General features: G+C 68.8%; 8 protein-coding genes and 5 pseudogenes. 2 read left to right on the top strand and 11 right to left on the bottom strand.

Going from position 1 to position 15,784, the window contains the following annotated elements; all coding sequences use genetic code 11:
* The first annotated feature begins 192 nt into the window (after positions 1-192).
* Positions 193-2,966, top strand: a pseudogene (locus tag ABFB10_RS15625) (Hint domain-containing protein).
* 148 nt (positions 2,967-3,114) lie between these two features.
* Here ABFB10_RS15625 and ABFB10_RS15615 read toward each other — a convergent pair.
* The 4 genes from ABFB10_RS15615 to ABFB10_RS15600 form a co-directional block, all read right to left on the bottom strand.
* Positions 3,115-3,573 carry a thiol-disulfide oxidoreductase DCC family protein gene (locus ABFB10_RS15615; RefSeq protein WP_347167210.1) on the bottom strand — a complete coding sequence of 153 codons (459 nt, stop codon included), beginning with the start codon at positions 3,571-3,573 and terminating at the stop codon, positions 3,115-3,117.
* Position 3,574: 1 nt separating this feature from the next.
* Positions 3,575-4,351 carry a gamma-glutamyl-gamma-aminobutyrate hydrolase family protein gene (locus ABFB10_RS15610; RefSeq protein WP_347167209.1) on the bottom strand — a complete coding sequence of 259 codons (777 nt, stop codon included), beginning with the start codon at positions 4,349-4,351 and terminating at the stop codon, positions 3,575-3,577.
* Between the two features lie 342 nt (positions 4,352-4,693).
* Positions 4,694-6,508 carry an ABCB family ABC transporter ATP-binding protein/permease gene (locus ABFB10_RS15605; protein WP_347167208.1) on the bottom strand — a complete coding sequence of 605 codons (1,815 nt, stop codon included), beginning with the start codon at positions 6,506-6,508 and terminating at the stop codon, positions 4,694-4,696.
* 115 nt (positions 6,509-6,623) lie between these two features.
* A complete protein-coding gene (locus tag ABFB10_RS15600; RefSeq protein WP_347167207.1) occupies positions 6,624-8,249 on the bottom strand; it encodes a LysM peptidoglycan-binding domain-containing protein in 1,626 nt (541 codons plus the stop codon).
* Positions 8,250-8,372: 123 nt separating this feature from the next.
* Between ABFB10_RS15600 and ABFB10_RS15595 the strand changes: the two are divergent.
* Positions 8,373-8,925: pseudogene (locus ABFB10_RS15595) on the top strand (LOG family protein).
* A 101-nt stretch (positions 8,926-9,026) separates the two neighbouring features.
* On the opposite strand, the pseudogene rarD reads toward ABFB10_RS15595, so the two are convergent.
* From rarD to ABFB10_RS15560, 7 genes and pseudogenes are all read right to left on the bottom strand, one after another.
* Positions 9,027-9,782: pseudogene (gene rarD, locus ABFB10_RS15590) on the bottom strand (EamA family transporter RarD); the annotation flags it as partial.
* A 307-nt stretch (positions 9,783-10,089) separates the two neighbouring features.
* A pseudogene (locus ABFB10_RS15585) lies at positions 10,090-10,690 on the bottom strand (superoxide dismutase).
* Between the two features lie 95 nt (positions 10,691-10,785).
* Positions 10,786-11,205, bottom strand: a complete 420-nt coding sequence (locus ABFB10_RS15580; RefSeq protein WP_347167206.1) for a hypothetical protein — start codon at positions 11,203-11,205, stop codon at positions 10,786-10,788.
* 76 nt (positions 11,206-11,281) lie between these two features.
* Entirely contained in the window at positions 11,282-11,854 is a 573-nt protein-coding gene (locus ABFB10_RS15575; RefSeq protein ID WP_347167205.1) for a sarcosine oxidase subunit gamma, read from the bottom strand.
* Positions 11,847-14,871: pseudogene (locus ABFB10_RS15570) on the bottom strand (sarcosine oxidase subunit alpha family protein). Before ABFB10_RS15570 ends, ABFB10_RS15575 begins: the two are co-directional and overlap by 8 nt.
* A 66-nt stretch (positions 14,872-14,937) precedes the next feature.
* A complete protein-coding gene (locus tag ABFB10_RS15565) occupies positions 14,938-15,276 on the bottom strand; it encodes a sarcosine oxidase subunit delta (RefSeq protein ID WP_347167204.1) in 339 nt (112 codons plus the stop codon).
* A 126-nt stretch (positions 15,277-15,402) separates the two neighbouring features.
* A complete protein-coding gene (locus ABFB10_RS15560) occupies positions 15,403-15,777 on the bottom strand; it encodes a hypothetical protein (RefSeq protein ID WP_347167203.1) in 375 nt (124 codons plus the stop codon).
* Positions 15,778-15,784 lie beyond the last annotated feature (7 nt).

Below are 15,784 nucleotides of genomic sequence, written 5' to 3'. Positions count from 1 at the left end.
CCAAAAAGCGCCCCTGCCAGAAAATTGCCACATTTCGCGCACAATCCTGCCCCGGTCCGATTGTAGTCAGATTGGAAACACCGCCAGCAAGAGCGGAACGGACAAGACCGTCGAGCATCGCCCCAACGCGGGCAAACCCTTCGGAAGACCGCAACAGGCGCTGAAGGCTGACAGGACCGGGACCAGAGGCAAATGCCCGTATATACTGTCGAATTCTACGACTTTGACCCGTGGGGCACCGTCCCCACGGGTGGTTCCTTTGTCTGGACGGGTCCAGCCACCTACGGCGGCACCGCAACAATCACCGACACTGAGGCCGGTATCGGCGGCCAGACGCTGGACGACGACAGCGCCGGCGGCGAAAGCGCCTACGGCAACGCCACCACCGGCGCGGGCACCTCGACCGGGGTGAACATGGACGCCGAGCGCGTCTGGACGCTGCGCGACAGCGTCACCGGCGAGGTCTTCCAGGTCGCGCAGCTGGACATCGAAGGCGGCGCGGCGGACGGGCTGTACACGCTTTCGGAACAGCCCTTGGTGCCCGGGCGCAGCTATGACGTGCTGGCCTACGACAGCAATCCCAATGCCTCGGCGGGCGACATCGCCTTTCGCTACGCCGATTTCACCGATGGCGATATCGACGGCACCGGGGGCGACGACCTGATCGACTTCGCCTATCAGGATATCCACGGCGAGCAGGTCGACGGCGCGGCCCGGGGGATGGACGATTCCATCACCGCGCGGGACGGCAACGACACCGTCTACGGCGGCGCGGGCAACGACACCATCGACGCCGGGGACGGCAACGACCTGGTCCATGGCGACCTGGGCGGCGCCACACCGGGCCGCATCGCGCAGGACCTGAACTGGGCCGCGCAGGGCGGAAACGGCACCAACCTGGCGGGCGGCTTCACGCAGGACACCGGAGAGATCGACGTCTCGGTCTCTTTCGCCAGCACCGGCAACAACAACCCGACCTTCCAGGTCGATACGGACGACACCCAGTACCGGGCGGGCGGCGAGACCTACAACCCGAACTCCTCGCTCTACCTGTTCGGCAATGGCGACGGCGCGACCTCGCGCACGACGCTGAATTTCGCCGCCAGCGCCGGGTCGAGCGTGGCGGACGCGGTCGAGAACGTCTCTTTCCGGATCAACGACGTGGACTGGGGCAGCGGCAACCACCGCGATGTCGTGACGGTCAATGCCTTCGACGCGGAGGGCAACCCGGTGACCGTGGTGCTGACGCCTTCGGGCGGCGACACGGTGTCCGGCAACACGGTCACCGCCAACAGCGTGGCCGAGGCGACGAACCAGGCCGGGGGGTCGGTGCTGGTGAATATCGCCGGGCCGGTGTCGCAGATCGAGATCGTCTATGGCAACGCGTTGAACGGCACGCAGGGCATCTGGGTCACCGATGTGCAGTTCGAGGCCGTCCCGGTAGGCGGAGACGACCTGATCCTTGGCGGCGCGGGCGAGGACACGCTGTTCGGCGAAGAGGGTGACGATACGCTGGACGGCGGCATCGGGGCGGATTCCCTGTCCGGCGGCAGCGGCGCCGACAGCCTGATCGGCGGAGCGGGCAACGACACGCTGGAGGGCGGCGCGGGCGCCGACAGGCTCTCTGGCGGCGGCGGCATGGACTTCCTGTCCTATGCCTCGTCCGACGCCGGTGTGACCATCGACCTTGCCAGCGGCGCCTTCTCGGGCGGCCATGCCGAGGGCGACGTGAACCTTGGCGGAAACGACGGCATCATCGGGTCGGACTTCGACGACAGCCTTGCCGGATACGACGATGAGGGGCCGGACTGGACCAACGTCTTCTACGGCGGGCTTGGCGACGACACGCTGGACGGGCGCGGCGGCTCTGACGCGCTCTATGGCGAAGAGGGCGACGATTCCCTCATCGGTGGCGCAGGCAATGACACGCTGGACGGCGGCATCGGCGACGACATCCTGCAGGGCGGGACCGGCGACGATGTCCTGACCGGCGGCGACGGGGCGGACAGGCTGGAAGGCGGCGACGGCGCCGACACGCTGTCTGGCGGCGATGGCAACGACTGGCTGGCAGGCGGATCGGGGGCCGACAGGCTCGACGGCGGCGCGGGCGACGACGCGATATTCGCCTCCTACGGCGACACGATCACCGGCGGCGACGGCGACGACACCATCACCCTCGTCGATACCGGAGAGACCGGCGCCGGCGGCATCTTCATCGACGGCCTGACCGGCGGCCAGACCGGCGGCGACACGCTGAACCTGAACGGGCTGGCGGATCGCGCGACGCTCACGATCACCTCGAACGTCGGCGGAGAGCAGTCCGGGACGGTGCAGCTGCTGGACGGCTCGCTTGTCACCTTCTCGAACATCGACAACGTGATCTGTTTCACGCCCGGGACGCAGATCCTGACCGAAACCGGCTATCGCCCGGTCGAGTCCCTGCGCGCGGGCGACCGTCTGGTGACCCGCGACGAGGGCCTGCAACCGCTGCGCTGGATCGGCGCCCGGCGGGCGCTGGCGGCAGGGCGCGCAGCCCCCATCCGCATCGCGCCGCAGGTGCTGGGCGGCACCCGCCCCCTGCTGGTCTCGCCACAGCACCGGATGCTTCTGGAAGGTTACGATGCCCAGTTGATGTTCGGCGCCGACGAGGTCTTTGCCTCGGCCCGCCACATGCTGGGCAGGCCGGGTGTGTCCCGCGTCGAGGGGGAGAGGTGACCTATATCCACCTCGCGCTGGACCGGCATCAGGTGATCTACGCCGAAGGCCTCGCCAGCGAGAGCTTCTTCGTCGGCGACGAAGGGCTGGCCGCGCTGACCCCGCCCGCCCGCGACAGCCTTTTCGCGGCGATGCCGCATCTGCGCGGCGATGTCTCTGCCTATGGCGGCACCGCGCGGCTTTGCCTGAAACGGCACGAGGTGCAGGCCCTGACGGGACAGGGGCCGATGGCCCTGCGCCGCGTGGCCTAGGACCACCGGACCGCTCCCGCAGGGGGCCTGCGGCAACGGGACAAGGGGCGCGGCTGAAAGGCCCCTGCCCCACGGCGCCCGGTCCACGACGCCTTTCCCACCGCAAGGCGACTGTGCCGGAGGCGTCACGCCCCCTCGCAAGGGCGCCTCAGCCGATCAGGCGCTTCCGCAGCGCGGGGTCCGGCAGCGCGCAAAGATCGGTGCGGCCCATGATCCGGTAACGGTTGCGGGCGATCCGGCGATAGGTCCAGTCGCGCAGACCCTTCGGCAGCAGCCACAAGGCGGCGGCGAGACGCCCGGCCCCACCCAGCCTTGTGGCCACAGCGATCACGGCATCCAGCGAAAATAGCGCCTCACCCTCGCGCAGGTACAGCCAGCTGTCGGGGGCGTCGGGGTCCAGCCCGTAGTGCAGCAACAGCGCCCGGCCCAGACCGGTGCCCGCCGTGGCGATGCGGAACTCCTGCCGGGTATCGCGCCGCGCCAGCATCCGCGCCCCGCGAGAACAGACACCGCATGTGCCGTCGACCACCACCACATGACCGCTGTCGTCGAAAGCGGGCACCGAGGCATCGGCGCGATGTGAATAGCGCGGGAAGGCCGCGCCCATGTCAGGCGCTCTGGCGCGTCCGTTCCGTGCCCATGGCGGCCCAGTCGCGGACCGCCGCGCCGAAGGCCTGGAACAGCGGACGGGACACCGGGTCGTTGGCGGCGTCCCATTCGGGATGCCATTGCACCGAAAGGGTAAAGCCCTTGGCGCCCTCGACGTGGATCGCCTCGGGGGTGCCGTCCGGTGCCTGGCCCTCGATCACCACGCGCTTGCCGGGCTGCTTGATGCCCTGCCCGTGCAGCGTGTTGGTCATGACCTCTGTCGCGCCCCAGAGCCGGTGAAAGACCCCGCCCTCGGTCAGCGTCACCTTGTGGCGCAGGGCGAATTTCTCTTCCAGCGTGCCATCGGGCGGCATGCGGTGGTTCATCCGGCCCGGCAGGTCGCGGATTTCCGGGTAGAGCGTCCCGCCCATGGCCACGTTGACCTCCTGGAAGCCGCGGCAGATGCCGAAGACCGGCTGGCCACGCTCGACACAGGCGCGCACCAGCGGCAGCACGATGGCATCGCGGGCGCGGTCGTAGCTGCCATGTGCCTCGGTCGAGGCCTCGCCGTATTCCTCGGGGTGGACGTTGGCCCGACCGCCGGTCAGCAGGAAGCCGTCGCAGGCCTCCAGCAGTTCGGGGATCGAGACAAAGCGCGGGTCGGCGGGGATAAGCAGCGGCATGCAGTCCGCCACCACGGCCACCGCCTCGGAGTTCATGGCCCCGCCCGCGTGGGCCGGGTACTGGTCATTGATCAGATGCTGGTTGCCGATGATGCCGACGATTGGGCGGTGCATGGCGCGGTCGCTCCGTTGTTTTTCCCCAATTTAAAGCCAAATGCGGGGTTAAGAAAGAGACAGCACGGCGCAGCGCCCCTGCGCTGATGCAGGTCTGCCGGGTTTTTGCGCGCTGCCGCGGAGGCCGGGGATGGCGGACAGCGCGCCGCGGACAGGCCAACCGGCCCAAGGCCCCGCCCGGTGGCCCCTCAAACGCCTGGGCGGATCGTCTTTTCACGCGGGAGCCGGACAGCCCTGTCACGCGACGCGCCGCGGCCCCCTGTCAGCAACCATCCCGATGGCGCTGTCAGCCGAGCCGCTGGTCGGCCCTGCCTCACATCCAGGCCCCGGCCCGCTGCCTCCCTAGGCCGCCTCCACATCCTCGGCCTGCTGGCGCGCCCAAAGCTGGGCATAACGCCCCTGCCGCAGAAGCAGCGCCTCGTGCGTGCCTTCCTCGACCACCTCGCCGTCCTGCAGGACCACGATCCGGTCGGCATCGGCGATGGTCGACAGGCGGTGCGCGATTGTGATGACGGTCCGCCCCTCTCCGGCGCGGCGCAGCGCCTCCTGGATCGAGGCCTCGGTTTCGGTGTCCAGCGCCGACGTCGCCTCGTCCAGCAGCAGGATCGGCGGGTTCTTCAGCAGCGTGCGCGCGATGCCCACGCGCTGCTTTTCGCCGCCCGACAGCTTCAGCCCGCGTTCGCCCACCTGCGTGTCGTAGCCTTCCGGCAACGAGGTGATGAAGTCGTGGATCTGCGCCGCCCGCGCCGCATCCTCGACCTCCGCCTGAGAGGCGCCGTCGCGGCCATAGGCGATATTGTAGCGGATCGTGTCGTTGAACAGCACCGTGTCCTGCGGCACCACCCCGATGGCCGCATGCAGCGAGGCCTGCGTCACATCCCGCAGGTCCTGCCCGTCGATGCGGATCGCCCCGCCCTGCACATCGTAGAAGCGGAAGAGCAGCCGCCCGATGGTCGACTTGCCCGAGCCCGAGGGCCCCACCAGCGCGACGTTCTGCCCGGCGGGCACATCGACCGAGACGCCCTTCAGGATCGGCCGCGCCGCGTCGTAGCCAAAGACCACGCCGTCCAGCGTCACCGCCCCGCCCGCCACGTCCAGCGCGGGGGCGCCGGGCTTGTCCTGCACCTCTTGCGGCTGTTCCAGAAGGTCGAACATCTCTCCCATATCGACCAGCGCCTGCCGGATCTCGCGGTAGACGGTGCCGAGAAAGTTCAGCGGCATGGTGATCTGGATCATGTAGGCGTTGACCATGACGAAGTCGCCCACGGTCAGCGCGCCGTTCTGCACGCCTACCGCCGCCATGACCATGACCGCGACGAGGCCCGAGGTGATGATCAGCGACTGACCGGTATTCAGCGCCGCAAGCGAGGTCGCGGTCTTCACCGCCGCCGCCTCGTAGCCTTCCATGGCGCGGTCGTAGCGCGCGGCCTCGCGGCTCTCGGCGCCGAAATACTTGACCGTCTCGAAGTTCAGCAGGCTGTCGATGGCCTTCTGGTTGGCATCGGTGTCCTGCTTGTTCATCTCGCGGCGCAGCTTCACCCGCCATTCGGTCACCTTGAAGGTGAAGGCGACGTAAAGCGCCACGACCCCCACCACGACGACCAGATACCAGACGTCGAAGAGGAAGAAGAGCACGATGGCAACGAGGGCCAGTTCCAGCGCCAGCGGCCCGATCGAGAACAAAAGGAAGCGCAGCAGGAACTCGACGCCCTTCACGCCGCGCTCGATGATGCGGCTGAGGCCGCCGGTCTTGCGGGTGATGTGGTAGCGCAGGGACAGGCGGTGGATATGGGTGAAGGTCTCCAGCGCCAGTTGCCGCAGCGCGCGCTGGCCGACCTTGGCGAAGACCGCGTCGCGCAGCTGCTGGAAGCCCACGTTCATCAGCCGCGCCAGGCCATAGGCCACGGTCAGGCCGACGGCGCCCAGCATCAGGTCCGACGCGCCCTCGCCCGACAGGGTGTCGACCGCCTGCTTGTAGAGGATCGGGGTGAAGACCGCGATCACCTTGGCCAGCACGAGGAACCCCAGCGCGATCACCACGCGGCGTTTCACCCATGTCTGCCCCTCGGGCCAGAGGTAGGGGCCGACGCGGCGGATGGTGCGCCAGCCAGAGCGGCGCTCTGCCTGTGCGATGTCTGCGGGGGGCTGGTCTGTCATGGGTGCTCCGGTCTCGGCCTCCCTACCTAGGGTGCCGCAGCCGGGAAGGCCAGTGCGGCAGCGCACAGAGCGGTGGCAGGCGCCGCGCGCCCTGCCCCGAACCGGCGGCCCGGCGTCACTCTGTCCGGGTTTCGGGCAGCTCGAAAAGCTGGCCGGGATAGATCAGGTCGGGGTCGCGGATGCGGTCGCGGTTGGCCTCGTAGATGCGTAGGTAGTCCAGCCCGTCGCCGTAGCGGCCCTTCGAGATGCCCCACAGCGTGTTGCCGGGCTGCACGATCACCGAGGTGATCGGCCCCTGCGCCAGCGCGGTCGCGGTCTCCAGAGCCTCGGCGCTTTCGCGCAGGAAGGGGCTTTCGACCCGGGCGGTCACGGCGCCCTGCGCGTCCAGCTGATCCACCCGCAGCGTGTAGGTGCCGGTGTCGATCTCGGGGAGGACGATGCGCCAGCGCCCGTCCTCGCGGATGCGCGAGGTCGAGACCGGCGTATTGTCGAGGTAGACCCGCACAAAGCCGGTATCCTCGCCGCGACCGGACAGCAGCACGTCGCCCTCGGCATCGTAGCTGATCGAGTCGAGCGCCACGTCCCCCGGCGACAGCGGCGCGGTCTGAAGCACCTCGACCCCGCTCGGGCCGGACACCAGAACCGTCGGCCCGCCCGAGGAACCGTCGGGCGCGGCGGCGGCGGCAGTCTGGCTGCGGGCGCCGATGGCCGGATCGCGCGGCAGGGCGTCAAGGGTGGCGGTCTCTGCGGCGCCGGGTACGCGGGAGGGATCGGCGCTGGCGATGACCGACGCGGGTTCGGCGCGGCTCCCGGGGGACGAAGCGGGCGGACCGTCCGCCGCCTCCAGCCGCAGCGTCGCCAGTGCCTCCTGCGCCGGGCGCGCGGTCGAGCTGCCGGGCACCTGCGGCGTCTGACCCACCGCGTCATCCTGCGCCGCCAGCGGCGTGGGGGCCTCTCCGGCGCGGGGCAGCGGCACCGCGCGGGCGGCGGTATCGGGGTCCGAGGCCTGCGGCGCGCGCGGGTCGGCGCCACCGGCAAGGCCCGGGTCGGCCACGGAGTGCGCATCGGGGCCGGACCCTGCCGGAACCCCGGCAGCGCCGGGCGCGGCGGGCGTCTGCGACAGGGCCTGCGGGCTTTCCAGCGCGGCGACAAGATCGACGGGCGCGACGATCACCTCGGTCTCGGACAGCAGCGTCTCGCCCTCCACGGACATGCGCAGGGCCAGCACGGCCCCGTCCTGCGGCAGCGCGACAAAGGCCGAGAACTTGCCGTCACCGCCCACGTCGACGGTTTCGACCGGTTCGCCGTTCACCAGAAGCTCCAGCAGGGCGCCGGGCGCGGCGGCCCCGGCCACCAGCGCGGCCCCGTCGGTTTCCGCCCGCACGAGGTCGAAGACCGGCGCGGCGACGGAAACCGGGTCGGCTGCGCGCCCGGGCGCTTGATCGGCAAGGGCGGGATCGGCCCCGGCACCCTCCGTGGCAAGATCGGGGTCAGAAGCCGGGTCGGCCCCGGCGGCTTTCGCGACAGGCTCGGCGTCAGCGGCGGGTCTGGCCTCGACGGCGGGATCGGTGTCAGCGGAGGGGGCGGGCGTGTCCGGCGATGCGGCCTCTCGGCTTGCCAGCGCCGGCACCTGCGGGTCGTCGGATCCGGGCAGCGTGATCACACCGCTGGCGATGCCCGTGGCCACGGCCCCGGCGGTCGCGGCCGCGGTCACGGCGAGGTAGAGTCCTGTCTTGCTCATGGCAGTCGTTCCGGTCACAGGCCCCCCTCCGCGACCCCCATCGCGGAAAAGGGCAGTTGAGCGTGTATAAACCACCCGGTAACAAGGGTCAAAAGCGGAAAATCCACCAAGAGGCGGGCAGCCATGACAAAATTCTCAATCTGTGTCTATTGCGGTTCGCGGGCGGGCGCCCTGCCCGCCTATGCGTCCGAAGCCGAGGCCCTCGGCGGCGCCATCGCGTCCGAGGGCTGGCGGCTGGTCTACGGCGCGGGCGACGTGGGCCTGATGGGCACCGTCGCGCGGGCGGCGCAGACCGGCGGCGCCGAAACCTTCGGCGTAATCCCGACGCACCTGCTGAGCCTAGAAGTCGGCAAGACCGACCTGACGAAATTCATCGTCACCGAGACCATGCACGAGCGCAAGAAGGTCATGGTGATGAACGCCGACGCGGTCGTGGTGATGCCGGGCGGCGCCGGGTCGCTCGACGAATTCTTCGAGGTGCTGACTTGGCGCCAGCTTGGCCTGCACTCGAAGCCCATCGTGCTGATGGACGTGGCGGGCTACTGGGGGCCGCTGCGCGCCCTGATGGAGCACGTCGTCGATCAGGGCTTTGCAGAACGCTCGCTGCTGGATTTCGTCCAGTGCCGCCGCCTCTGCCGAAGAGGTCATGACGATCCTGCGCCGCGCCCTTTCCTGACGCAGGGTGACGGCGGTGTAGATCGCCAGCGCCGTCCAGATCATCACAAAGGCGGTGACGTGCCAGCCGGTCAGCGGCTCGGCAAAGATCACCGCCGCAAGGAAGAACTGCATCGTCGGGTTGAGATACTGCACAAGGCCAAGCGTCACCATGCTGACCTTCTGCGCGCCCGACGAGAAGAGGATCAGCGGCAGCGCGGTCAGCAGCCCCGAGAGGATCAGCAGCGCCGAGGTATAGAGGTCCTGTCCGAACAGGCCCTCGCCGCGCAGATGCACCCAGGCCAGCCAGACCACCGCGAGCGGCGTCAGGATCAGCACCTCGGTGGTGACCGAGACAACCGGGCCGACCGAGAGGCTTTTCTTCAGCAACCCGTATAGCGCGAAGGTCGAGGCCAGCAGCAGGGATATCCAAGGCGCGGCGCCCAGGCCCCATGTCAGCTGCGCGACCCCCGCCGCCGCCAGCCCGATTGCCAGCCATTGCAGCGGGCCAAGGCGCTCCTTCAGCACGAAGACCCCCAGAAGGACCACCAGCAACGGCTGGATATAGTAGCCCATCGAGGTTTCGGTCACCCGCCCGACCTGCACCGAGAAGATGAAGAAGAACCAGTTGGCCGAGATCAGCAGCGCCGCCGCCGTCAGGATCAGCGCATCGCGGCGCGAGGACATTGCCACGCGGATGCGGCCCAACCGCCCCTGCAGGCCCAGAAGCCCGGCAAAGACCACCAGCGACCAGACGGTGCGATGCGCCAGCAGTTCCAGCGGCGGCACATGGGTCAGCAGCTTGTAATAGAGCGGGGACAGGCCCCAGATGATGCAGGCGCCGATGATGGCAAGGACACCCGAGCGTTGCGTTGACATGTCACCTCCCGCCTGTACCCGGAAGACCTACGCCCGGACGCGGGGGGCTGCAAGCCAGTGACGGGGGCCGCGCGGTCCCGGGGTGCCTGCGGCCACCGGCCCTCACGGCGCGGGACCGCGCCGGGGCGGCAGGGTTCGGGGCAAGGGGCAGCGAAATCCGGATCGCCGGCCACTGCTTTGAAAACGCAAGGATATCAGCGCACCCTCGGCGGCGGGCACGTGGCCCCGGGGATGCGTTTCCAGCGCCCCCAAACGCGAAACGCCCCGGCGTTTGCCGGGGCGTTCCGTTTCGAACCGGTCGAAGGGCTTACAGGCGCGAGGCCACGTTTTCCCAGTTCACCAGGTTGTCGAGGAAGTTTGCCAGGTAGGCCGGGCGCTTGTTGCGGAAGTCGATGTAGTAGGAATGTTCCCACACGTCGCAACCCAGCAGAGCGGTCTGGCCGAAGCACAGCGGGTTCACGCCGTTCTCGGTCTTGGTCACCTTCAGCGAACCGTCAGTGTCCTTCACCAGCCAGGCCCAGCCGGAGCCGAACTGACCGGCACCGGCGGTACGAGAACTTTTCCTTGAAGTCTTCGACGGTGCCGAAGCTTTCCTTGATGGCGGCTTCCAGCTCGGAGGGCATGCCGGCATTGCCCGGGCCCATCATTTCCCAGAACTGGGCGTGGTTCCAGTGCTGCGACGCGTTGTTGAAGATACCCGACTGGGCAACGGCGTTGGCGTCATAGGTGCCCTTGACGATCTCTTCGACCGACTTGCCTTCCCACTCGGTGCCCGCGATCAGCTTGTTGCCGTTGTCGACATAGGCCTTGTGGTGGATATCGTGGTGATACTCCAGCGTCTCCTGGCTCATGCCCTGGCTGGCCAGCGCATCGTGTGCGTAAGGAAGATCAGGAAGTTCAAAAGCCATGAGGGGCCCCTTTCGTTACGGTTGTGGTGCTGCGTCATACGTGTCTCGCCAGTCACCCCGCGTCAAGGGTTCGTGACGGCGGAAACATGCTGGAGTCACGAAAGTTCGCGCATCTCGCATTGGCCCCTGCGTTCCTGGCGGATGCCCTGCCCGCGCCCCAGCGCCAGAACGGTGACCTGGCCGGTGCGGCGGTCGATGCGGGCACGGTAGGTCATCAGCACGCGCATGTTGAAGGCCCCGCGCATCCGCACCTGCCAGTGCACGGTGATCTCTGCCCCCGTGACCTCGACCCGGCCCTCGGCGGGCTGACCCTCGTTGAAATGCAGGATCCCGGCGTCCGAGATCACCACCCGCCCGCTGCGCGTGTCATGGCCGAAGAAGATCAGCGGCTGCACCCAGTCGCGGTCGCGCGACTGCGGGAAGTGGCACTGATAGGCCATGACGCTGGCCGCAGCCGGGGCGGTCAGGGCTGCCAGAGCGGTCAGCGCGAGGAAGGCAAGGGCGATCCGGCGCATGGCGGCTCCTTTACCGGGGCGGGAACGTCCTGCGACTATCGGTCCCCGCACCCGCCATGGCAACCGCTGTCGCAGATTACTCCCGGAAATAGCCGACGGCGCTGTTCGGGGCCGCGGCGGTCTTGAGCAGGGCGAACATGTAGTCCGCGACGGAGCGGAAACAGAACAGCTGCACCGTCCGGGCGTCGCGCATCCACAGGCCCGCCGCAACCTGCCCGACCTTGGTGCGGCGCAGTTCCCCGGGGCCGAAGGCCTCGGGCGAGAGGTCGGCGGGCGTCAGCTTGGCCAGAACCTCGCGGACCATCGGGCCGGTCAGAAGGAAATGCGCCCGCATGTCCGAGACATCGGCCACAAGGGCATGGCTGCCGCCCAGCTGGCCCTGAAGCTCCAGAGCGGCCTGCGCCGCCTCGGCCCGGGGCAGCAGCAGCAGCAGCTCGTCCGGCGACATCCACAGGATGCCGCGCTCGCCGTTGCCCGCCGCGCCGCGCGTGCCCGGCATGTCGACGCCGGTCAGCCCGGTCGCGGCATTCTTCAGCGCCGCGGTGGCAAGGTCGCCCCGGATCAGCACGCAGCCCTGCGGCCCGTGTTCGGCGATATGGCACAGCCCCTCGAAAGAGGCGCCGCCCAGCGGCAGGACAGGATCAGACATTCTGCTTCTCTCCTTCGGGGTCGAAGAACACCGCCGAGACGATGCGCGCGCGCATCTTGGTCTCGCCGTCTTCCTTCATGAAATCGATCTCTTCGCCCATGCGGTCGGGGCCGTTGTGGACAAGGCCCATGGCGATGCCCCGGTCCAGCGTGGGCGAGTAGTAGGACGAGGTCACGCGCCCCTGCGTCTGCCGCTGGCCGTTCACAGTCTTTCCCTCTGCCACAGCCAGCGCCCCGTCCGGCAGGACCGATCCGTCCAGCGTTTCCAGCCCCACCAGCTGCCAGCGGTCGGGGTTGTCCATGTGGCTGCGGGTCTGGGCGCGCTTGCCGAGGTAGTCCTCTTTCTTCTTCGAGATCGCCCAGCCAAGGCCCAGATCCTGCGGGATCACGGTGCCGTCGGTCTCGTCGCCGATCATGATGAAGCCCTTCTCGGCCCGCATGACGTGCAGCGCCTCGGTGCCGTAGGGGGTCGCGTTGAACTCTTCGCCCGCCGCATGCAGCATCTCCCACAGGGCGAGGCCCTGCGCCGCCGGGGCGGCAATCTCGTAGCTCAGTTCGCCCGAGAAGGAGATCCGGTAGACCCGCACCGGGATGCCGCCAAGGCGCCCGTCGGCCCATGTCATGAAGGGCATCGCCTCTTTCGACAGGTCCATGCCGCCAAGCTTTTCCAGCACCTTGCGGGCCTTGGGGCCGACCACGGCGATCTGCGCGTATTGCTCGGTCACGTTGGCGGTGTAGACCTTCCAGTCCCACCACTCGCACTGCAACCAGTCCTCCATGTGGGCATGGATGCTGTCCGCGCCGCCGGTGGTGGTGTGGCAGAGGAAGGTATCCTCGTCGATCCGCGCCACGACACCGTCGTCCATCAGGAAGCCGTTCTCGTTGCACATCAGCCCGTAGCGGCATTTGCCGACCGGCAGGGTGCTCATCATGTTGGTGTAGAGCATGTCGAGGAAGCGGCCCGCGTCCGGCCCCTTGACGATGATCTTGCCCAGCGTCGAGGCATCCAGCAGGCCAAGGCTGTCACGCGTGGCCCTGATCTCGCGCGTGACGGCGTCGTGCTTGCTTTCGCCCGCCCTGGGGAAGCAGTAGGGACGGCGCCAGTGGCCGACCGGCTCCCACGCGGCGCCATGCGCCTCGTGCCAGGCGTGCATCGGCGTCTTGCGCAGCGGCAGGAAGGTCGCGCCGCGCGCCTCGCCCGCAATCGCCCCCATCGAGATGGGAGTATAGGGCGGGCGGAAGGTGGTGGTGCCGACGTCGGGGATGTCGCTGCCCAAGGCGCCCGACAGGATCGCCAGTCCGTTGATATTGGACAGTTTGCCCTGATCGGTCGCCATGCCCAGCGTGGTGTAGCGCTTGGCGTGTTCGACGGATTCAAAGCCCTCGCGCGCCGCAAGCTGCACGTCCGAGACCTTCACGTCGTTCTGGAAATCCAGCCAGGATTTCATCTTCAGGTCGTGACCGGCGCCCTGCGGCATCAGCCAGACCGCCATGACCGGCGCCTCGCCCGGTGCGTCGCTGTCGGGCGCATCCACGCGCGTGACCGTGGCGCCCAGCCCCTCGGCGGCGTCGAAACCCGCGCGGGCGGCATCCTTCAGGACCGGGCCGGTGACGATATGGCCGTTGGCCGCGCCCGCGATGCTGACGAAGGCGGTGCCCTCGGCGCCGGTGGGCGGGCGGTTGGGATCGGGGCGGAAGCAGACCGCCTCGGGATCCCACAGCAGCTTGCCGCCGCAATGCGACCACAGGTGCACCGCCGGGGACCAGCCGCCGGACATGGCGACCACGTCGCAGGCGATTTCCTCGATCATGGCGCCCTCGCCCGCCTGCGAGCAGACCACGACACCCTCGACCCGCTTGCCGCCCTTGACCTTGGCCACGGCCATGCCTTCCAGCACGCGGATGCCCGCCGCCTTGGCCTCTGCCACCAGAGCGGAGTCGATGGGCAGCACGCGGGTGTCGATGATCGCGGGCACGCTCAGGCCCGCCTTCTTCACCGCCAGCGCGGTGCGGTAGGCGTCGTCGTTGTTGGTCACCACCACTGTGCGGTCGCCCGAGGACACGCCGTAGTTGACGATGTAGTCGCGCACCGCCGAGGCCAGCATGACGCCGGGAATGTCGTTGCCCGCAAAGGCGATGGGCCGCTCCAGCGCGCCGGTCGCCAGCAGGATGTGCCGCGCCCGGACCCGCCACAGGCGATGGCGCGGAGCGCCGCTGCCCGGAACGTGGTCGGCGACCTTCTCGTACCCCAGCGCATAGCCGTGATCGTAGACGCCCGAGCCCATGCAGCGGGTGCGGATGGTCACGTTTGGCATGGCCTCCAGCGCGGTGCGGGTCTCTGCGATCCAAGCGTCGACCGGCTTGCCGCCGACCGTGCCGCCGTCGACCGGGGCACGTACCGCCCAGATGCGGCTCCATCTCCATCAGCAGGACCTGCACACCCGAGGCCCCGGCGGCCAGCGCGGCCTGAAGCCCCGCCACACCGCCGCCGACGATCAGCAGGTCGGTATGGACGTGGAAGTGCTCGTAGATGTCCGGGTCGCGGGTCTCCGGGTCCGGCGCCTTGCCCAGACCGGCGGACTTGCGGATGAAGGGTTCGTAGACGTGCTTCCACAGCGGACGCGGGTGGATGAACATCTTGTAGTAGAAACCGGCGGTCAGGAAGCGGCTGAAGAAGCCGTTGAGCGCGCCGATATCGGTTTCCAGCGAGGGCCAGCGGTTCTGCGAGGTGGCGGTCAGCCCCTCGAAGACCTCGGTCATGGTCACGCGCTGGTTCGGCTCGTGGGTATTGCCCTCTCCGAGGTTCACCAGACCGTTGGGCTCTTCCGCGCCCGAGGCAAGGATGCCGCGCGGGCGGTGGTACTTGAAGGACCGCCCGACCAGCATCTGGTCGTTGGCCAGCAGCGCCGAGGCCAGCGTGTCTCCGGCAAGGCCGGTCAGGCGCTTGCCGTCGAAGGTGAAGGGAACCCGGGTGGAACGGTCGATGAGGCGTCCGCCCTGTGCCAGTCTGGTGCTCATTCAGCCCCCCTTGCGCCCGTGGCAGGCGCGGATTCGAGTATTTTTGCAGAGAAGAAGGTCATTCGGTCACGCCGGCTTGAACAGGTCGCGCCAGGAAAATCCGGGTTTGCTGCCCCGGATCTCGTCGACGATTGACGCGGGCGGCTCTGTCGTCTGCGCCGCGTAGGTGCCGAAGACCTGCATCGTCGTGGTGTCGCGGGCGGCAAGGAACCACTTGCCGCAGCCGTAGCTGTGGCGCCAGCGTTCGAAATGCACGCCGCGCGGGTTCTCGCGCAGGAAGAGGTAGCCCTCGAAGTCGTCGTCGCCGCTGCCGGGACCGAAGCGCGTCAGATGCGCCTCGCCGCCGGGGCTGAGTTCGGTTTCATCGGCCATGATGCCGCAGTAGGGGCATTGGAGTGTCAGCATGGGACCACCTTCTTGCGGAGGGAACGCGGGGCTTCGGTGTGACTGCGGGACATGCAAAGGGCCGGGATACCCATCGGCATCCCGGCCCGGGCCGCCCCGGAGCGGGGCAGCGTCACGAGCGAAGCGTTACTGGTCTGCGGCAGGCGCAGCGGCTTCGGGATCGGCTGCGGGTGCAGCGTCGTCTGCCGCCGGAGCAGCGGCTTCCGGTGCATCGGCAGGCGCGGTTGCCGCCGGGGCGTCAGCCGCCGGTGCGGTTGCCGCCGGGGCATCGCTCTGGATGGTGACGTCGACGTCGTCGCCCGGCGCGGTGACGGGCTCGCCGCCGGTGCCGAAGATGACATAGGCCAGCACCGCCACGACGACGACGACGATGCCCACGACGAAGGCGAGGCCGGAATTGCTGCGGCCCGTGGTGTGCGTGGTCGTGGTTGTCGAGTGGCCGGCGCCATGGGCAGCGTTGCGGTCGGCAGCGGTGGTTTGGGTGTGGGTGGTATCAGCCATTTGTCTG

This window comes from Ponticoccus litoralis (genome assembly GCF_039769985.1).
In the GTDB taxonomy this organism is placed as follows: domain Bacteria; phylum Pseudomonadota; class Alphaproteobacteria; order Rhodobacterales; family Rhodobacteraceae; genus Ponticoccus; species Ponticoccus litoralis.
This window is presented reverse-complemented; position numbering and strand designations above follow the sequence as displayed.